19 protein-coding genes and 1 pseudogene are annotated in these 18,836 nt (G+C 73.6%); 15 read left to right on the forward strand and 5 right to left on the reverse strand.

Going from position 1 to position 18,836, the window contains the following annotated elements; all coding sequences use genetic code 11:
* Window positions 1–7: 7 nt before the first annotated feature.
* Window positions 8–868: a thioredoxin domain-containing protein gene (locus ACL02R_RS24110; RefSeq protein WP_412799067.1), complete on the reverse strand. Its 861-nt coding sequence runs from the start codon at window positions 866–868 to the stop codon at window positions 8–10.
* An 80-nt stretch (window positions 869–948) separates the two neighbouring features.
* Window positions 949–1,638: a hypothetical protein gene (locus tag ACL02R_RS24115; RefSeq protein WP_412799068.1), complete on the reverse strand. Its 690-nt coding sequence runs from the start codon at window positions 1,636–1,638 to the stop codon at window positions 949–951.
* Between the two features lie 216 nt (window positions 1,639–1,854).
* Between ACL02R_RS24115 and dnaE the strand changes: the two are divergent.
* Together dnaE and ACL02R_RS24125 are read left to right on the forward strand one after the other, a co-directional pair.
* Window positions 1,855–5,394 (forward strand): annotated as a pseudogene (gene dnaE / locus ACL02R_RS24120) (DNA polymerase III subunit alpha).
* Between the two features lie 131 nt (window positions 5,395–5,525).
* The gene (locus ACL02R_RS24125; RefSeq protein WP_412799069.1) at window positions 5,526–5,759 is read left to right on the forward strand and encodes a hypothetical protein; all 234 of its coding nucleotides are present in this window, start codon (window positions 5,526–5,528) and stop codon (window positions 5,757–5,759) included.
* Window positions 5,760–5,986: 227 nt separating this feature from the next.
* Here the strand turns inward: ACL02R_RS24125 and ACL02R_RS24130 are convergent, their stop codons facing one another.
* Complete coding sequence (locus tag ACL02R_RS24130; protein ID WP_412799070.1) at window positions 5,987–6,124, reverse strand: hypothetical protein; 138 nt, start codon at window positions 6,122–6,124, stop codon at window positions 5,987–5,989.
* Between the two features lie 235 nt (window positions 6,125–6,359).
* Here ACL02R_RS24130 and ACL02R_RS24135 point away from each other — a divergent pair, with 235 nt between their 5' ends.
* The 5 genes from ACL02R_RS24135 to ACL02R_RS24155 all read left to right on the forward strand — a co-directional run bounded on the left by ACL02R_RS24135 (window position 6,360) and on the right by ACL02R_RS24155 (window position 11,629).
* A complete protein-coding gene (locus tag ACL02R_RS24135) occupies window positions 6,360–7,601 on the forward strand; it encodes an NYN domain-containing protein (RefSeq protein ID WP_412799071.1) in 1,242 nt (413 codons plus the stop codon).
* A gap of 170 nt (window positions 7,602–7,771) precedes the next feature.
* The gene (locus ACL02R_RS24140) at window positions 7,772–8,731 is read left to right on the forward strand and encodes an ABC transporter ATP-binding protein (RefSeq protein WP_412799112.1); all 960 of its coding nucleotides are present in this window, start codon (window positions 7,772–7,774) and stop codon (window positions 8,729–8,731) included.
* Window positions 8,732–8,850: 119 nt separating this feature from the next.
* A complete protein-coding gene (locus ACL02R_RS24145; protein WP_412799113.1) occupies window positions 8,851–9,600 on the forward strand; it encodes an ABC transporter permease in 750 nt (249 codons plus the stop codon).
* A gap of 367 nt (window positions 9,601–9,967) precedes the next feature.
* Window positions 9,968–10,681: an ABC transporter permease gene (locus ACL02R_RS24150; protein ID WP_412799072.1), complete on the forward strand. Its 714-nt coding sequence runs from the start codon at window positions 9,968–9,970 to the stop codon at window positions 10,679–10,681.
* An 84-nt stretch (window positions 10,682–10,765) separates the two neighbouring features.
* Window positions 10,766–11,629, forward strand: coding sequence for a Cof-type HAD-IIB family hydrolase (locus ACL02R_RS24155; RefSeq protein WP_412799073.1), 864 nt, complete (start codon window positions 10,766–10,768; stop codon window positions 11,627–11,629).
* Window positions 11,630–11,642: 13 nt separating this feature from the next.
* On the opposite strand, the gene ybaK is transcribed toward ACL02R_RS24155, so the two are convergent.
* The gene (gene ybaK / locus ACL02R_RS24160; RefSeq protein ID WP_412799074.1) at window positions 11,643–12,137 is read right to left on the reverse strand and encodes a Cys-tRNA(Pro) deacylase; all 495 of its coding nucleotides are present in this window, start codon (window positions 12,135–12,137) and stop codon (window positions 11,643–11,645) included.
* 19 nt (window positions 12,138–12,156) lie between these two features.
* Window positions 12,157–12,903, reverse strand: a complete 747-nt coding sequence (locus tag ACL02R_RS24165) for an LON peptidase substrate-binding domain-containing protein (protein ID WP_412799075.1) — start codon at window positions 12,901–12,903, stop codon at window positions 12,157–12,159.
* A gap of 148 nt (window positions 12,904–13,051) precedes the next feature.
* Here ACL02R_RS24165 and hisD point away from each other — a divergent pair, with 148 nt between their 5' ends.
* The 8 genes from hisD to hisF are packed head-to-tail and all read left to right on the forward strand — an operon-like array spanning window position 13,052 to window position 18,828.
* Window positions 13,052–14,428, forward strand: a complete 1,377-nt coding sequence (hisD, locus tag ACL02R_RS24170; RefSeq protein WP_412799076.1) for a histidinol dehydrogenase — start codon at window positions 13,052–13,054, stop codon at window positions 14,426–14,428.
* The gene (locus ACL02R_RS24175) at window positions 14,425–15,543 is read left to right on the forward strand and encodes a histidinol-phosphate transaminase (protein ID WP_412799077.1); all 1,119 of its coding nucleotides are present in this window, start codon (window positions 14,425–14,427) and stop codon (window positions 15,541–15,543) included. Before hisD ends, ACL02R_RS24175 begins: the two co-directional genes overlap by 4 nt.
* Entirely contained in the window at window positions 15,540–16,130 is a 591-nt protein-coding gene (hisB, locus tag ACL02R_RS24180; RefSeq protein WP_412799078.1) for an imidazoleglycerol-phosphate dehydratase HisB, read from the forward strand. The genes ACL02R_RS24175 and hisB overlap by 4 nt, the downstream gene beginning before the upstream one ends.
* On the forward strand, window positions 16,127–16,285 hold the full coding sequence (locus ACL02R_RS24185; protein WP_052851795.1) for a hypothetical protein: 159 nt from the start codon (window positions 16,127–16,129) through the stop codon (window positions 16,283–16,285). Before hisB ends, ACL02R_RS24185 begins: the two co-directional genes overlap by 4 nt.
* A gap of 5 nt (window positions 16,286–16,290) precedes the next feature.
* The gene (hisH, locus tag ACL02R_RS24190) at window positions 16,291–16,938 is read left to right on the forward strand and encodes an imidazole glycerol phosphate synthase subunit HisH (RefSeq protein ID WP_412799114.1); all 648 of its coding nucleotides are present in this window, start codon (window positions 16,291–16,293) and stop codon (window positions 16,936–16,938) included.
* Window positions 16,935–17,663 (forward strand): bifunctional 1-(5-phosphoribosyl)-5-((5-phosphoribosylamino)methylideneamino)imidazole-4-carboxamide isomerase/phosphoribosylanthranilate isomerase PriA, encoded by a 729-nt coding sequence (priA, locus tag ACL02R_RS24195; protein ID WP_398841543.1) that lies wholly within the window; start codon window positions 16,935–16,937, stop codon window positions 17,661–17,663. Before hisH ends, priA begins: the two co-directional genes overlap by 4 nt.
* Window positions 17,663–18,061, forward strand: coding sequence for a Rid family hydrolase (locus tag ACL02R_RS24200; protein WP_412799079.1), 399 nt, complete (start codon window positions 17,663–17,665; stop codon window positions 18,059–18,061). The genes priA and ACL02R_RS24200 overlap by 1 nt, the downstream gene beginning before the upstream one ends.
* Complete coding sequence (gene hisF / locus ACL02R_RS24205; protein WP_412799080.1) at window positions 18,058–18,828, forward strand: imidazole glycerol phosphate synthase subunit HisF; 771 nt, start codon at window positions 18,058–18,060, stop codon at window positions 18,826–18,828. Before ACL02R_RS24200 ends, hisF begins: the two co-directional genes overlap by 4 nt.
* The last annotated feature ends 8 nt before the right edge of the window (window positions 18,829–18,836 follow it).

The raw sequence follows: 18,836 nt of genomic DNA on the forward strand, positions 1-18,836 counted from the left end.
CCCCGGGTCACTCCGCCGCGCTGTTGGCGGCGATCAGCTGCTCGAACGCCTCGGGCGTCTGCGGGGTGTCCACGACCTCGCCGTTGTACTTGAGCGTCGGGGTGCCGGTGACGTCGTCGGCGTCGTCGAACGCGTCGGACATCCGCAGGGCCCAGACGGCGAACGTGCTGTCGTGCACCGCCGCCTCGAAGTCCGCGTTGTCCTTCAGCTCGGGCACGGTCTGCGCGATGTCGATCAGGTTCTGGTCGTCGCCGAAGTCGTCCGAGCGCTCGTCCGGGTGGTGCTCCGCCGAGTAGAGCGCCTGATGGTAGGCGACGAACGCCTCGGGGCTCACGTCGAGCGCGGCGCCCAGGGCCTCCAGCGCGTTCCTGGAGCCGCTGCCGCCGAAGCTGTCGTCGAGGAAGGTCCCGAAGACGTAGTCGATGTTGTACGTGCCGTCCTCGACGCCCTGCCCGATGGTGTCGCCGAGGTTCTGCTCCAGGGAGGCGCAGACCGGGCAGCGCGGGTCCTCGTAGAGCGTCAGGGTGTTGGGGGCGTCGGGGTCGCCGATGCGGAGGGTCAGACCGTCGTCGCCCGTGGTGTGGGCGGGGGCGGCGTCGGCGTAGACCGGGGTCTTGCTGTCGCCGCTGTCGCCGCTGTCGCCGTCGAGCTGCGAGCGGACGGCGGACCAGTCGGTCGCGTCGTTCGAGCCGCCGTTCTGCCCGGCGATGGCGACGCCTATGCCGGCGGCTATGCCGAGGACCACGACGGCGCTGCCGGTGACGGTGAGGCGACGGCGGAGCCGCTCCTTGCGCGCCTGGCGTTCGCGTTCGGCCTGGAGGCGGAGGCGCGCGGCGCGCTTGGCGTCGGCGGAGTTGCGCTTGCTCATGTCGGGACTCTCCCTGCGTGTCTGTGCCGCGCCCGGCAGGGGGCGCGTGCTGCTGCGGTCGGTACGGGCGGTGCGCTCGCTCAGGCGGCGGGCGCGGCGCCCGCGGGCGGACCGCGGCGCAGGACGGAGTGGGACAGCAGGAGCGGGACCGGCGAGCGCCTGTCGCGGCTGACCGGGCGGGGCGCGGGCCGTAGGGCGTCGGCGGCGTGCGCGCCGGTGGCGGCGACCGCCAGCAGCAGCGGGCGGAAGCCCGCGGCCACGGCCGCGCGCAGGGTGCGCGCGACGGCGGCCTCGCCGCCGCGCAGCCACAGGGCGGCGACGAGCCCCGCCGCGACATGCGCGGCGAGCAGCGCCCAGGGGCCGCCGGGGAGGTCCACGGGCGCGGCGAGCTGCGTCAACGGGGCGCCGAGATCGCTCCCCCCGCAGAACAGATCGACGCCCAGCAGCCGCAGGGGGCCGGTGACCGGGCCGCCGCCGGGGCCGTAGCAGGTGTCCTGCCCGGCGGTGAAGACGGTGTCGGCGGCCAGCTGGAGGGGGAGCAGCAGCCCGGCGATGGGCCGGAAGCCGCGCTCGCGGTCCCCGGCGAGTACCAGGGCGAGGACGAAGACCACCGCCGCGACGGCGGCGACCGCCGGGGCGGGCAGGGGCGCGTCGGACAGCAGCACGTGGGCACCGGCGGACAGCGTGACGAGCAGCGCCGCGAACACCGCGGCACGCGCCACGCGCAGACCGGAGCCGTGGACGGAACCACGGAGTGCTGTCGTCCCCATCGCTGGCGAGTGTGCCACGTCCGGTCGTAGGGACGTCGTAAAGGCCGCCGCGGGACGCCGTGACGGGCACCTCTCTGACCTTGGGAATTACCGCGCGCACCGCCTCCGACCTGCGAAGACGCGGTCGCTGGTGGGGAGAGAGGCAGGCGCGGGGGCGGGAGGTGATGGGGGTAGGGTCGGGGAGCCAAGACACCCCTGCTGCGGAAGGCTCGTGGAGTGACCAAGCCGTTCACACACCTGCATGTTCACACCCAGTACTCGCTGCTGGACGGTGCGGCGCGGCTCAAGGACATGTTCAAGGCGTGCCAGGACATGGGCATGTCCCACATCGCGATCACCGACCACGGGAACCTGCACGGCGCGTACGACTTCTTCCAGCAGGCCACGGGCGCGGGCATCACGCCGATCATCGGCATCGAGGCGTACGTCGCGCCCGAGTCGCGGCGGCACAAGCGCCGTGTGCAGTGGGGGCAGCCGCACCAGAAGCGGGACGACATCTCCGGCTCCGGCGGCTACACCCACAAGACCATCTGGGCCTACAACCGCACGGGCCTGCACAACCTCTTCCGCCTCTCCTCCGACGCGTACACCGAGGGCTACTTCGTGAAGTGGCCCCGCATGGACAAGGAGACCATCGCCCAGCACGCCGAGGGCCTGATCGCGTCCACCGGCTGCCCCTCGGGCGAGGTGCAGACGCGGCTGCGGCTCGGCCAGCCCGAGGAGGCGCTGAAGGCCGCCGCCGAGTACCAGGAGATCTTCGGCCGCGAGCGGTACTTCATGGAGCTGATGGACCACGGTCTTGAGATCGAGAAGCGGGTGCGGGACGGCCTGCTGGAGATCGGCCGGAAGCTGGGCATCCCGCCGATCGTCACCAACGACAGCCACTACACGTACGCCGAGGAGGCCGCCGCCCACGACGCGCTGCTGTGCGTCCAGACCGGCAAGAACCTCTCCGACCCGGACCGCTTCCGCTTCGACGGCACCGGCTACTACCTCAAGTCGCCCGAGGAGATGTACGCCGTCGACCTGTCCGACGCCTGGCAGGAGGGCTGCGCCAACACGCGTCTCGTCGCCGAGCAGGTGGACACCGAGGGCTGGTTCAAGCCGCGCGACCTGATGCCGCGCTTCGACGTGCCGGACGGCTACACGGAGGTTACCTGGTTCCGCGAGGAGGTGGCGCGCGGCATGGGGCGCCGCTACCCCGGCGGCGTGCCGGAGGACCGGCAGCGGCAGGTCGAGTACGAGATGGGCGTCATCATCCAGATGGGGTTCCCCGGCTACTTCCTCGTGGTCGCGGACTTCATCATGTGGGCCAAGTCGCAGGGCATCGCGGTGGGCCCGGGGCGCGGTTCGGCGGCCGGGTCGCTCGTCTCGTACGCGCTGGGCATCACCGACCTCGACCCGCTCGACCACGGGCTGATCTTCGAGCGGTTCCTGAACCCCGAGCGCATCTCGATGCCGGACGTCGACATCGACTTCGACGAGCGCAGGCGCGGCGAGGTCATCCGCTACGTCACGGAGAAGTACGGCGCGGACAAGGTGTCGATGATCGGCACCTACGGCACGATCAAGGCCAAGGCCGCCATCAAGGACGCCTCCCGTGTCCTCGGCTACCCGTACGCGATGGGCGACCGTATCACCAAGGCGATGCCGGCCGACGTCCTCGGCAAGGGCATCCCGCTGTCCGGCATCACCGACAAGGACCACCCGCGCTACAGCGAGGCGGCCGAGGTCCGGGGGATGTACGAGAACGAGGCGGACGTCCGCAAGGTCATCGACACCGCGCGCGGCCTCGAAGGGCTCGTGCGGCAGATGGGCATGCACGCGGCCGGCGTCATCATGTCCAGCGAGCGGCTGGTGGACCACGTCCCGCTGTTCGCGCCGAAGAACGACGGCGTGGTCGTCACGCAGTGGGACTACCCCACGTGCGAGTCGCTCGGCCTGCTGAAGATGGACTTCCTCGGGCTGCGCAACCTGACGATCATGGACGACGCGGTCAAGCTCATCAAGCAGAACAAGGGCATCGACATCGAGCTGCTGAAACTGCCGCTCGACGACCCGAAGACCTTCGAACTGCTCGGCAGGGGCGACACGCTGGGCGTCTTCCAGTTCGACGGCGGCCCGATGCGCTCGCTGCTGCGCATGATGAAGCCGACCCACTTCGAGGACATCTCCGCCGTCGGCGCCCTGTACCGGCCCGGCCCGATGGGCATGAACAGCCACATCAACTACGCGCTCCGCAAGAACGGCCAGCAGGAGATCACCCCGATCCACCCCGAGCTGGAGGAGCCGCTGCGCGACGTCCTGGACGTCACATACGGCCTGATCGTCTACCAGGAGCAGGTGCAGAAGGCCGCGCAGGTGCTCGCCGGCTACTCGCTCGGACAGGCCGACCTGCTCCGCCGCGCGATGGGCAAGAAGAAGAAGGAGATCCTGGAGAAGGAGTTCGTCCCCTTCCAGGGCGGCATGCGCGAGCGCGGCTACTCGGACGAGGCCATCCAGGCGGTGTGGGACGTCCTGGTCCCGTTCTCCGGCTACGCGTTCAACAAGGCGCACTCCTCTGCATATGGTCTGATCACCTACTGGACCGCGTATCTCAAGGCGAATTACCCGGCCGAGTACATGGCGGGCGTGCTCACCTCGGTCCGGGACGACAAGGACAAGTCGGCGATCTACCTCAACGAGTGCCGCCGTATGGGCATCAAGGTGCTGCCGCCGGATGTCAACGAATCCGAGGCGTTCTTCACCCCGCGCGGTGACGACACCATCGTTTTCGGCCTCACCGCCGTCCGCAACGTCGGGCAGAACGTGGTGGATTCCGTCGTCGCCACCCGGAAGGCCAAGGGGAAGTACACCTCCTTCCCCGATTTCCTCGACAAGGTCGAGGCCGTGGTCTGCAACAAGCGGACCATCGAATCCCTCATCAAGGCCGGCGGATTCGACACCCTGGGCCACACCAGGAAAGGGCTCACCGCCCACTTCGAGTCGATGATCGACAATGTCGTCCAGGTCAAGCGCAAGGAAGCCGAGGGGCAGTTCGACCTCTTCGGCGGGATGGGCGACGACGGAAAGGACGACGGCCCGGGATTCGGCCTCGACGTCGTCTTCTCCGAGGAGGAGTGGGAGAAGACCTATCTCCTGGCCCAGGAAAGGGAAATGCTGGGCCTCTATGTGTCGGACCACCCGCTGTTCGGCATCGAGCACGTGTTGAACGACAAGGCCGACGCCGCCATCTCCGCGCTGAACGGCGGCGAGTACCCGGACGGCGCCACTGTCACCATCGGCGGCATCATCTCCGGCCTCCAGCGGAAGATGACCAAGCAGGGCAACCCCTGGGCCATCGCCACGGTCTAGGACCTCGCCGGGTCGATCGACTGCATGTTCTTCCCCGCCACCTACCAGCTGGTCTCCACCCAGCTCGTCGAGGACACCGTGGTCTTCGTCAAGGGCAGGCTGGACAAGCGCGAGGACGTGCCGCGCCTGGTCGCCATGGAGCTGATGGTGCCCGACCTGAGCGACGCGTCCCCGGACGCGCCCGTCACCATCACCATCCCCAGCGTCAAGGTCACCCCGCCGCTCGTGGAGCGCCTCGGCGAACTCCTCGGCCAGCACAGGGGACCCACCGAGGTGCGCGTCAGGCTCCAGGGCAGGCGCACGACGACGGTGCTGCGCCTCGACCGGCACCGCGTCCAGGCCGACCCCGCGCTTTTCGGTGACCTGAAAGCACTTCTGGGGCCCGCCTGCCTGGCGGGCTGAATTCCCTTGGTCCGATAATGGTCTGCTTGGCAGGATGATGGATCGGGCTTTACCTGACCGGGGCATCCACGGGTCTACCTTCGGTATCGAGCACATCACCGTTGAAGGGGTGGGTCGCCGTGGATGCCCGAATGATAGCCAAGTCCGTTTTCCTGTTGCGTGAGGTGCACACCTCACGCGACGAAACGGTCCACGCGCTGCTGGAGTACTTCCCGGGAAGCGCATTCGAGGACCGTCTCCGGTGCGTGCACGAGGCATATGACATCGTGCACCACGGCGCGCTTCCCGTGTATGCGCTGCCGTCGCAGGTTTCCGACGCGCGCTATTTCGCGGCGGCGCACGAGAGGCACGCGTTCACGGACTGACGCGCGCCGGGCGCAAGGGCGCCCGCACGAGGCGACGAGCCGGTACCGCCGCGACGCCACCGCGCGACCGGCCTCCCGCGCCGCGCCCGGATCACGGCCGGGCCGACGGCGCACAGAGGGCGCACTCCCCGAGGGAGTGCGCCCTTTGTGTATCACTTCGTTCAGGCGGTTGACGTGCGCCCGCACGCGGTCCCGGCGCCGCGCGGGGCGGGGCCGCGGACGCCCTCTCAGTTGTGCCCGAAGCGCCGTTCGCGCTTGCGGCTCCTCTGCTCCTCGGCCGCGGCCTCCGGCCTGGTCTCGCCGGTGGGCGGCCCGGCCGGCTTGCGGCGGTCCTGGTTCCGGGAGTTCTGGGCGTTCTTGGCCATGATCCCTCCTGGCGCTGCGGCGGCCCGCCGGGGTCCTGCCCCGCGTGCCGCGGAACGGCGGCTCGAAACCAGCGTCGCACGGTCCACCATAGTTCGCACTCCGGGCATTACGGGCATCCGATTCGCCACGCCGAAGATCGAGTTGGCGCAGATAACGGCGCTCGTGTCGGGCAGACTCAAGGGCGGGCAGACTCAAGGTCGGACTCGAAAACTCTTCGGGGAAAGAAGGTGCTACGTGGACCGCTGCGTCGTCCTGGTGGACGCCGGGTATTTGCTGGGCGCCGCGGCCAGTCTTCTCGCCGGAGAACCCGCGCGGCCCCGCATTTCCGTCGATCACGCCGCGCTGATCCACGGCCTGCGCGAGCGCGCCGAGGCCGACACCGGCTGCGACCTCCTCCGCATCTACTGGTTCGACGGCGCGCCCGACCGCGTGCCGCAGCCCGAGCACCGCAGGCTGCGCGTCATGCCGCGCGTCACCGTACGCCTCGGCGCCCTCACCCGCAGTGACGGGCGCTGGGCGCAGAAGGGCGTGGATGCCGCGATGCACGCCGAACTGACCGAGCTGGCCCGCAACCGCGCCTGCGCCGACATCGTCCTCGTCACCGGCGACGGCGACCTGCTGCCCGGTCTGATGTCCGCGAAGGAGCACGGCGTCGCCGTCCACCTGTGGGCCGTCCAGGCCGCCGACGGCGACTACAACCAGTCCGAGGACCTCGTCGCCGAGGCCGACGAACGCCGCGTCCTCGACCGCGCGTGGATCACCCGCGCCGTCCGCGTCAACGAGACGCTCATCGCCGGGCCGCAGCACTCCGCGCCCCGCCCCGAGATCGCGGCCATCCTCGCCGCGCCCCTCCCCGAGACCGCCGGAACGCCCGCCGAACCCGCCGCCGCCCGCCGCCCCGCACACGCCAAGAACGGCACGGCCCCCGCCGCCGACGCCCCGCCCTGTCCGCCCGAGCAGCGCGACAACGGCACCCCGGCGGCCAAGGGCGTCCCCACCCCCAAGGACCTCGCGTCCCTCGGCCGCCCCGTCCCCGCCGCGCCGCAGACGGGCGCCGTCCCCGCCACCGCCACCCTCCGCTGGTCCTCCGACCGCGGCTGGGTGGACCGGGGCGCCCCCGAGGAGGCCCCGGAGATCGCGGCCATCCCGATGCTGTCGCAGGTGACCACGGCCGAGCAGCGCTGGGCCGACCGCGAGGAGGACATCACCGCCGTCAGCGGCGACCCGTTCGAGGTCGGCCAGGTCTTCGCGCGCCGCTGGGCGGAACGGCTCGGCAGCCCGGCGCACCTCCAGCGGCTCTCCACCGAGTACCCCCGCATCCCGCACCGCATCGACGGCGAACTGCTGCGCTACGCCGCCAGGTTCGGCCTGCTGGCCCACAAGGACGACCAGATCGACGAGCAGGACAGGTACGCGATCCGCGCCGGATTCTGGCGCGAGGTGGACAGCAGGACAGGCGCGGAACGCACCGCCTGAGCGCCCGCCGGGGGCACGACCCGCGCACACCGGCGCATGTCCGGAACGCGCCCCGGCGTCCGCCCCGGCCGCCGCGCCGCGTAGGCTGCCTCCTCGTGGCCTCTTCGACCGCACGGCCCGGCCTCCCGACAGCGACAGCGCGCCGCGTCAGCACCGACGCGGCGCTCGCCGTGCGCGACCTGGTCAAGACGTACCCGGCGGGTCGCGCCAGGCGCGGCGCGGCCACCGCGCCGGTCCGGGCCAGCGACGGCGTCAGCCTCGACGTCACGGGCGGCGAGATCTTCGGCCTCCTCGGCCCCAACGGCGCGGGCAAGACCACCCTGGTCAAGCAGATCACCGGCCTCCTGCGCCCCGACTCGGGCGCCATCACCCTCCTCGGCCACGACCTCGTGCGGCACCCGCGCCGCGCCGCCAGGCTCCTCGCCTACCTCGGCCAGGAGTCCACCGCCCTGGACGAGCTGACGGTCGCCCTCGCCGCCGAGACCACCGCCAGGCTGCGCGGCCTCGACGCCCCCGCCGCGCGCCGCGAGCGGGACGACGTCCTGGAGGAACTGGGCCTCACCGCCCTCGCCGGACGGCCCCTGAAGCGCCTGTCCGGCGGCCAGCGGCGCCTCGCCTGCGTCGCCGCCGCGCTCACCGCCCGGCGCCCCGTCCTCGTCCTGGACGAGCCGACGACCGGCATGGACCCCGTCGCCCGCCGCGCCGTCTGGGCCGCCGTGGACCGCCGCCGCGGCACGGACGGCACGACGGTCCTGCTGGTCACCCACAACGTGCTGGAGGCCGAGACGGTCCTCGACCGGGTGGCCGTCATGGACGCGGGCCGGGTCATCGCCTGCGACACCCCCGGCGGCCTCAAGGCGCTCGTCGGCTCCGACGTGCGCCTCGACCTCGTGTGGCGCGGCGACCCGCCGCTGCACGTCCCGGCCATCGCCGAAGCGCGCCGCGCCGCCACGGTCACCGGCCGCCGCTGGACCCTGCGGCTGGACCCCGACCACGCCCGCGCGCTGGTCACCACCGTGACCCAGGGCCCCGCGTTCGCCGCCCTGGACGACTTCACCCTGGCGACGCCGAGCCTGGAAGACGTCTACCTCGCCCTCGGCGGCAGGGGAGAAGGGCTGGTCCGCTCGTGACCGACACCTACCCGCACACCCTGCGCGCCGCGCGCTCCGCCGACGCCGCCCGCGCCCGTACGGCCGCCGCGCGCGCCGTCGCGGGCGACGACCCGCCGCGCGCCGGGGGCCCCGCGCCCCTGGCGCCCGCCGCCAGGCTGTGGCCGGCGCTCGGCGCGGTGTACCGGGCGCAGCTGTCGCGGGCCCGCGTCGCGCGCATCCCGCTGCTGTTCGTGGCCACCTTCCAGTCGATCGGGATCATGGTCCTGATGCGCGGGGTGGTGGACGGCGGCGGCGGGGAGGCCCGCGCCGTGGTGGCGGGGTCGGCGGTGCTGGTGGTCGCGTTCGTCGCGCTCAACCTCCTCGCCCAGTACTTCGGGCAGTTGCGGGCCTCCGGCGGGCTCGACCACTACGCCACGCTGCCGGTGCCCGCGGCGGCCGTCGCGCTGGGAACGGCGGCGGCGTACGCGTCGTTCACCGTGCCGGGCGTCCTCGTCACGGCCGTCAGCGGCTGCCTGCTCTACCAGCTGCCGATGGGCGGCCTGTGGGTCGCGCTCGCCGTCGTGCCGCTCGCCGGTGCCGCGCTCGCCGGTCTCGGCGCCGCGCTCGGGCTGCTCGCGCCCCGCGCCGAGCTGGCGACCCTGTGCGGGCAGCTCGGCATGTCGGCGGCGCTGCTGCTCGGCGTCCTCCCCACCGACCGGCTGCCGGAGCCCGTGCTGTGGCTGCGCGACCTGCTGCCGTCGAGCTACGGCGTGGACGCCCTGGCCGACGCGCTGGGCCCCGCCCCGGACTGGGCGTCCGTCGCGGGCGACCTGACCGTCTGCGCGGTCGTCGGCGTCGCCGCGCTCGCCCTGGCCACCTGGGCGTACCGGCGCGCCGCCGTGCGGTAGGGCGTGCCGTCCGGCACGCCTGCCCGCCGGAGGGAGGCGCGTGCATCCGCCTCCCGCTGCACGCCCGCTGGGCGAGCGGCGCAGCTTCCGCACGGCGTTCCCGGCCTGTCCCGGGGGATGCCGCCCCGCTCGCGGGTCCCTGACCCGTCCCGGCGGCCAGGAGAGCTGCCGGGCACGCACGCCCGGCGGAGGTGCGGTCCGGTGCCTTGTGCCTACCGCACCACCGGGACACCGCCCCGGTGAAGCCGCACCTCCACGGGGCAGGCCCGGCGGGTGGTGGCACCGTGCGCCGCGCCTCCCGCGCCCCGTGCGCCCGAACGGCCGTCCCGGGGCCCGAACACACGGGCGTACCTGGCAGGATGATCGGGTGACCGATCCCCAGCCCGCACCGGACCAGGGCCCCGCCTCCCCGCCCGGCCACGACCCCTGGGCCGCCACGACCGCCGCCGGGCGCCCCGGCGGCGGGGAGGACCGCGCGCGGTGGCCGGGGGAGATACGCGACGGGCTGCTCGTCACCGTCCCGACCGCGATCCTGACGGGGCTGCTCCTCGGCCTCGTCTGGTTCTGGTGGTCGCCGCGCGTGCCGCTCGTCCACAACGGCGAGGCGGTGCTGCTCGCCGACTCCGAGGGGCAGCAGGCCATCGGCTCGGACGGGCTCTTCCTGCTCGCGGGCCTCGGGGTGGGCGCCGTCGCGGGCGTCGCCGTCCACCTGCTGCGGCGGCGCGCGGGCGCGGGGACCGTCGTGGGCCTCGCCGCCGGCTCCCTGCTGGGCGCGCTGCTCGCCTGGCGGCTCGGGATCTGGCTCGGGCCCACGCAGGACGTGCTCGCGCACGCCCGGGACGTCGGCGAGGGCGTGCGCTTCGACGCGCCGCTCGAACTGGGCGCCAAGGGCGTGCTCCTCGGCCTGCCGTTCGCCGCCGTGGGCGTGCACATGTTCTGCACCGCCGCCTGGATGCCCCGCGAGGCCGTGCCGCCCCCGGTGGAGCTGCCGCACTGGCAGAGCCCGCAGTGGGAGCGTGCGCGCGACAGCCGGCGGGACGGGCAGGACGGGCAGGACGGGCAGGACGGCGGCGCGGGCTGACCGGCCCGGAGCTGCCCGAACGCCCTCCCGTACCGTGGACGGGTCCCGACCAGGCCGCCCCGCGCCCGTCCACCCAGGAAGCCCATGACCTCCCCGCACAGCGCCCCGCGCCCGTCCGCCCCCGCACCCGCCGGGGTCCCCGACATCCGGCTGATCGTCACCGACATGGACGGCACCCTGCTGGACGGCGAAGGCCGCGTCCCCGACGCGTTCTGGCCGCTGCTGGCCGAGCTGGAGCGGCGCGGCATCGTCCTCAGCCCCGCCAGCGGACGGCAGTACGCCACCCTCGCCGCGCTCTTCGCGGGCGCCGACGACGGCATGGTCTACATCGCGGAGAACGGCGCGTACGTCGTCCGTGACGGCGCCGAGGTCAGCTCCGAGCCGCTCGACCCCGCCGTCCCCGTCCGGGTCGTCAGGTCGGTCCGGCAGCTCGCGGCCGACGGCGTGGACGTGGGCACCGTGGTCTGCGGCAAGCGCGCGGCGTACGTCGAGCGGTCCGACGACGCGTTCCTCGCCGAGGTCGCGAAGTACTATGCCGAGCGCCGCGTCGTCCCCGACCTCACCGCCGTGGACGACGAGGTCCTGAAGGTCGCTCTCTTCGACTTCGGCAGCGCCGAGCGCACCACCGCCCCCGCCCTCAAGCCGCTCGCCGCCACCCACCAGGTCGTCGTCTCCAGCGAGAAGTGGATCGACGTCATGAACCAGGGCGTCGACAAGGGCGGCGCCGTCCGCGGCCTCCAGCGCGCGCTGGGCGTCACCCCGGCGCAGACCATGGCCTTCGGCGACTACCTCAACGACCTGGAGATGCTCGACGCGGCCGAGTGGTCGTACGCCATGGCCGACGCCCACCCCGAGGTCCTGCGCCGCGCCCGGCAGGTCGCCCCGTCCCACCGCGACAACGGCGTCCTGCGCACGATCGCCCGCGTCCTCGACCTGCCCCTGGACTGACGCGCCCGCCCGTTCAGCGCGCGATGGGGGCGGTCAGCGCGCCGGTCAGCGCGATCAGGTCGGCCGGCGCCAGCTCGATCTCCAGGCCGCGCCGCCCCGCCGAGACGAAGACCGTCGGGTGCCCGGCCGCCGACGCGTCCACCACGGTCGGCAGCCGCCTGCGCTGCCCCAGCGGCGAGATGCCGCCGCGCACGTACCCGGTCGTCCGCTCGGCCGCCGCCGGGTCGGCCATCGCCGCCCGCTTCCCGCCGACGGCGGACGCCAGCGCCTTCAGCGACAGCTGCCCCGACACCGGCACCAGCGCGACCGTCAGCGCGCCGTCCACGTCCGCGACCAGCGTCTTGAACACGCGCAGCGGGTCCGCACCCAGCGCCTCGGCCGCCTCGCCGCCGTACGAGGCCGCCGCCGGGTCGTGCGCGTACGCGTGCAGCGTGAACGCGACGCCGGCCCGCGCCGCCGCCACCGTCGCCGGGGTGCCGCCGGACGCGGCCTGCCGCTTGCGCGCCATGGGGGACCCTCCCGTCCCGTCAGTTGAGACTGGTCGGCCGGACGGTGAACTCCGCGCCCGGCACGGACGGCAGCTTGCCGATCACCGCCGTCTCCTGCCGCAGGATGCGCAGCTCCTCCGCCAGCCGCGTCGCCGTGTCCTTGGCCTGGAGCAGCCGCTGCTTGTCCGGCGTGTACAGCATCGTCGCCGCCGCCACCAGGTACGACACCACCGACGGGTCGTCCGGCAGGTCCTGCCCCGGCGCGAGCGAGCGCTCGTTCGCCCCCGCGAGGACCTTCTGGTACGAGCGGAACGCCCGCAGCACCCCCGAGGCCAGCGCCCCCGCGCCCTCCCCGGCCACCTCCTCAAGCGGCTCCACCTCGGCCGTCAGATACGGCCCGTCCGCCGTCACCGAGACGAGGCGGAAGCGCGTCGTCCCGGTCGCGAGCACCTCGTACCCCTCCTCGTCGGGACGCTCCCGGATCGTCGAGGCGTCCGCGACGCAGCCCACCTCGTGGAACGAACGGCGCGGGTCGTCCCGCGCGAACCCGGAACCGGCCGCCGGCTCCGGCGGCTTCCCCGTCTCCGGCAGCCCCACGGCGCTCGGCGCCACCTCGTGCCCGTCGCGGATCGCCACCACGCCGAACGGCCGGGGACCGTCCTCCGGCAGCTCCAGCAGATCGGCCATGAGCGCCCGGTACCGCGGCTCGAACACGTTCAGCGGAAGTACCAGACCCGGGAACAGCACGGTGTTCAGCGGGAAGAGCGGCAGGCGCGTGGTCGTCACGACCGGCCAGCCTATCGGCTGCGGGGTGGGCTGTCCGGGGGGACGTGGCGATGCGTCGCGACGGGCCCGCGCGGCGCCGTCCCGGGGCGGCCGCCCGGATGCCGAAACGCGTTGCCGGCCGTTCCCGGCCGTCTGCGAAACTGGACGCGTGCTGACTCGAATCGATCTGCGGGACACCGGCCCCTCGGGGGCCGGGATCGACCGCGACCTGCTGCCGCGCGCCGAACTCGACGTCGAGGCCGCCCTGGAGAAGGTGCGGCCCATCTGCGAGAACGTGCGCCATCGCGGCACGGCGGCGCTGATCGAGTACGCGCGGCGCTTCGAGGGCGTCACCCTGGACCGCGTCCGGGTCCCCGCCGAGGCGCTCGGCCGCGCCCTGGCCGAACTCGACCCCGCCGTCCGCGCGGGCCTTGAGGAGTCCATCCGCCGCGCCCGCCTCGTCCACCGCGAGCAGCGCCGCACCGACACCGCCGTCCGCGTCGTGCCGGGCGGGACCGTCACCGAGCGCTGGGTGCCCGTCGAGCGCGTCGGCCTGTACGTGCCGGGCGGCCGGGCGGTCTACCCGTCGTCGGTCGTGATGAACGTCGTCCCCGCGCAGGAGGCGGGCGTCGGCTCCCTCGCCGTCGCGTCCCCGCCGCAGGCGGCGCCCGGCAACGACTGGGGCGCCGGGCTGCCCCACCCCACGATCCTGGCCGCCTGCGCGCTGCTCGGCGTGGACGAGGTGTACGCGGCGGGCGGCGCCCAGGCGATCGCGATGTTCGCCTACGGCACGGACGAGTGCGCGCCCGTACGCCTCGTGACCGGCCCTGGCAACGTGTACGTCGCCGCCGCCAAGCGCCTGCTGAAGGGCGTCATCGGCATCGACGCCGAGGCAGGGCCGACCGAGATCGCCGTCCTCGCCGACGACAGCGCCGACCCCGCCCTCGTCGCCGCCGACCTGATCAGCCAGGCGGAGCACGACGTGCTGGCCGCAGCCGTCCTCGTCACCCCGTCCGCCGCGCTGGCCGACGCCGTGGACGCCGAGCTGGCCGTCCGCGTGCCCGCCGCCAAGCACCACGGGCGGATCGCCGAGGCGCTCGCCGGACGCCAGTCGGGCACCGTCCTGGTCACGGACATCGACCAGGGACTCGCCGTCGTGGACGCCTACGCCGCCGAGCACCTGGAGATCCTCACCGAGGACGCCCACGCGGTCGCCGCCCGGGTACGCAACGCGGGCGCCGTCTTCATCGGCCCCTACTCGCCCGTGTCCCTCGGCGACTACGCCGCGGGCTCCAACCACGTGCTCCCCACCGGCGGCTGCGCCTGCCACTCGTCGGGCCTGTCCGTCCAGTCGTTCCTGCGCGGCATCCACGTCGTGGACTACGACCGGGACGCCCTCGCCGGGGTGGCCCACCACGTCGTCACGCTCGCCGAGGCCGAGGACCTGCCCGCCCACGGCGCGGCCGTCACGGCGCGGTTCGAACGCGACGGCGGCGGCAGCAGCGGTGGCGGCGACGGAGACGGACGACAGGACCCCAGCGCATGACCGGCATCGACGACCTGCCCATCAGGGACGAACTGCGCGGCAGGTCCCCGTACGGGGCGCCGCAGCTCGACGTCCCCGTGCGGCTCAACACCAACGAGAACCCGTACCCCCTCCCCGACGCCCTGGTCCGGCGCATCGCCGAGCGCGTCTCCGACGCCGCCCGCACCCTCAACCGCTACCCGGACCGCGACGCCGTCGTCCTGCGCACGCAGCTCGCCGCCTACCTCACGCGCACCGGCGGCCACCAGGTCGGCCCGCGCCAGGTCTGGGCCGCCAACGGGTCGAACGAGGTCATCCAGCAGCTCCTCCAGGCGTTCGGCGGCCCGGGGCGCACCGCGATCGGCTTCGACCCGTCGTACTCCATGTACGCGCTGATCGCCCGCGGCACCGGCACCGGCTGGATCTCCGGGCCGCGCCGCCCCGACTACGGGATCGACGAGCCGGCCGCCGTCGCCGCCGTGCGGGAGCACGCGCCCGACGTCGTCTTCATCTGCTCGCCCAACAACCCGACCGGCACCGCCGTCGCCCCCGGGACCGTCACGGCCCTGTACGACGCGGCGCAGGAGGCGGCGGGCCACCCGAACGGGGCGCTCGTCATCGTGGACGAGGCGTACGCCGAGTTCAGCCACCGGCCGTCGCTGCTGCGCCTGCTGCCCGGCCGGCCGAACCTGGTGATCACCCGCACGATGTCCAAGGCATTCGGCGCCGCCGGGCTGCGCGTCGGCTACCTGGCGGCCGACCCGGCCGTGGTGGACGCCGTCCAGCTCGTGCGCCTGCCCTACCACCTGTCGGCCGTCACCCAGGCCACCGCGCACGCGGCGCTCGAATTCGCCGATACGCTGCTCGGGTACGTCGAGGAGCTGAAGGCCGAACGGGACCGGCTGGTCGGCGAGCTGCGCGCCCTCGGCTGCGAGGTCACCGAGTCGGACGCCAACTTCGTGCAGTTCGGCCGCTTCGAGGACACGCACGCCGTGTGGCAGCGCCTGCTCGACCACGGCGTGCTCGTCCGGGACAACGGCGTGCCGGGCCGGCTGCGGGTCACCACCGGCACGCGGCAGGAGAACGACGCCTTCCTGGACGCGGTCCGGGCGGTGCGGAAGGAGATCAGCGAATGACGCGCGTGGGCCGCGTGGAGCGCACCACCAAGGAGACCTCGGTCACCGTCTCGATCGACCTCGACGGCACCGGGACCGTTGATGTCGCGACGGGGGTCGGTTTCTTCGACCACATGCTCGACCAGCTCGGTCGGCACGGGCTGTTCGACCTGACGGTGAAGACCGAGGGCGACCTGCACATCGACAGCCACCACACCATCGAGGACACCGCGCTCGCGCTGGGCGCCGCGTTCCGGCAGGCGCTGGGCGACAAGCGGGGCATCGTGCGCTTCGCGGACGCGTCGGTGCCGCTGGACGAGTCCCTCGCGCAGGTGACCGTGGACCTGTCGGGCCGCCCGTACCTCGTGCACCGCGAGCCGGAGAACATGGCGCCGATGATCGGCTCGTACGACACGACGATGACCCGGCACGTCCTGGAGTCCTTCGTCGCGCAGGCGCAGATCGCGCTGCACGTCCACGTGCCGTACGGCCGCAACGCGCACCACATCGTCGAGTGCCAGTTCAAGGCCCTCGCCCGCGCGCTGCGCTACGCCAGCGAGATAGACCCCCGGCAGACCGGCATCCCCTCCACCAAGGGCGCGCTGTGAACGGGACATCGACGCTGCTGCTGGTCGTCGGGCTCTTCCTGCTCGGCGGCGTCATCTCGTTCGTGAAGCAGGGCCTGCCCCGCGGCGTCATCGCCCTGCTCGGCGCGGGCAGCGCGCTGTGCCTGCTGGCCGGCGCGCTGCGGCTGGGGGCGTGACGCGCATGCCGGACGGCACCCGCAAGAAGGTCGTCGTCTTCGACTACGGCTTCGGCAACATCCGCTCGGCCCAGCGCGCCGTGGCCAGGACCGGCGCCGACGTCGAGGTGACGCGTGACCCGGACGCGGCGATGAACGCGGACGGGCTCCTCGTCCCCGGCGTCGGCGCGTTCGCCGCCTGCATGAACGGGCTGCGCCAGGCGCGCGGCGACTGGATCGTCGGCCGCAGGCTGGCGGGCGGCCGCCCCGTGCTCGGCATCTGCGTCGGCATGCAGATCCTCTTCGCGCGCGGCATCGAGCACGGCGTGGAGAGCGAGGGCCTGGACGAGTGGCCAGGCACGGTCGGCCCGCTGCGCGCCGGCGTCGTGCCCCACATGGGCTGGAACACGGTGCGGCCCCCGGCGGACTCGAAGCTGTTCGCCGGGACCGGGCCCGAGGACCGGTTCTACTTCGTCCACTCCTACGCGGTCCACGACTGGGAGCTGCCGCAGGAGCACCAGGCCCAGGCCCCGGCGCGGGTCACCTGGGCCACGCACGGCGAGCCGTTCGTCGCGGCCGTCGAGAACGGCCCGCTGTGGGCCACCCAATTCCACCCGGAGAAGTCGGGCGACGCCGGTGCCCGCCTCATCACCAACTGGATCGAGACCCTGTGAAGCTGGAACTCCTCCCCGCCGTCGATGTCCGTGACGGGCAGGCGGTCCGCCTCGTGCACGGCGAGTCCGGCACCGAGACGTCCTACGGCGACCCGTACGCCGCCGCCGTCGCGTGGCAGCGTGCGGGGGCCGAGTGGCTGCACCTGGTGGACCTCGACGCCGCGTTCGGCACGGGCGACAACCGGGAGCAGATCGCCGACGTCGTGCGCGCCATGGACATCCGCGTCGAGCTGTCCGGCGGCATCCGCGACGACGACACCCTCGCCGCCGCCCTCGCCACCGGCTGCACCCGCGTCAACCTCGGGACGGCCGCGCTGGAGTCGCCCGCCTGGGTCGCCAAGGTGATCGCCGAGCACGGCGACCGCATCGCCGTCGGCCTCGACGTGCGCGGCACGACCCTGCGCGGCCGCGGCTGGACGCGGGACGGCGGCGACCTCTTCGAGACGCTGGCCCGCCTCGACGCCGAGGGCTGCGCCCGCTACGTCGTCACCGACATCAACAAGGACGGCACCCTCCAGGGCCCCAACCTCGACCTGCTGCGCTCCGTCTGCGCCGCCACCGACCGCCCGGTCGTGGCCTCGGGCGGCGTCTCGTCGCTCGACGACCTGCGCGCCATCGCGGCCCTCACGCCGGTGGGCGTCGAGGGCGCGATCGTCGGGAAGGCGCTGTACGCGGGCGCCTTCACCCTCGAAGAGGCGCTGCGGACAGTGGAGGCGGTGGCCTGATGGCACTCGAACGGGTACGGACCGGCAGCGTGTGGGAGGAGACGCTCGGCGCGGCGCGCGCCGTCGCCGCGGGGAACGTCGTCCTCGTCGGCGGGACGATGCCGCCGACCGCGGGCGCGGCGGCGGTCGGCGACCCGTACGAGCAGGCGCGCGTCGCGCTGGCGGACGCGGTGGCGGCGCTGACGCCGTTCGGCCTCGGCATCGAGTCGGTCGTGCGCACGCGGCTGTACCTCAGCCACTCGCGGGACGTCGAGGAGGTGACGCGGGCGCACCAGGAGCTGTTCGACGCGGTGCGGCCGGTGACGACGCTGGTCGTCGTCTCCGGCTTCGCGGACTCGCGCATCCTCGTCCAGGTCGAGCTGGAGGCGTACCGGGGCGACCGGGAGGCGGCGTCGTGACGCTCGCGGTGCGCGTCATCCCGTGCCTGGACGTGGACGCGGGCCGGGTGGTCAAGGGCGTCAACTTCCAGAACCTGCGGGACGCGGGCGACCCCGTCGAGATGGCCAAGGTCTACGACGCGGAGGGCGCGGACGAGCTGACGTTCCTCGACATCACCGCCTCGTCGGGCAACCGGGAGACGACGTACGACGTGGTGCGCCGCACCGCCGAGCAGGTGTTCATCCCGCTGACGGTGGGCGGCGGCGTCCGGACCACCGAGGACGTGGACCGGCTGCTGCGCGCCGGGGCGGACAAGGTGGGCGTCAACACGGCGGCCATCGCGCGCCCCGAGCTGATCCGCGAGATCGCGGAACGTTTCGGCAGCCAGGTGCTCGTACTGTCGGTGGACGCGCGGCGCTGCCCCGAGGGTACGGCCACGGACTCCGGCTTCGAGGTGACGACCCACGGCGGGCGGCGCGGCACGGGCATCGACGCCGTCGGGTGGGCGCACCGCGCGGCGGAGCTCGGCGCGGGCGAGATCCTGCTCAACTCCATGGACGCGGACGGCACCAGGGACGGCTACGACACGTCGATGATCGCGGCCGTGCGGGAGCACGTGACGGTGCCGGTCGTCGCGTCCGGCGGCGCCGGGCGGCTCGGCGACTTCGCCCCCGCCATCGGGGCGGGCGCGGACGCGGTGCTCGCGGCGTCCGTCTTCCATTTCGGCGATCTGCGGATCGGGCAGGTCAAGGGCGTGCTGCGCGAGGCGGGGCTGCCCGTTCGCTGAGCCCGCGG

The sequence above is a fragment of the Streptomyces sp. MS19 genome, assembly GCF_047200595.1.
Classification (GTDB): domain Bacteria; phylum Actinomycetota; class Actinomycetes; order Streptomycetales; family Streptomycetaceae; genus Streptomyces.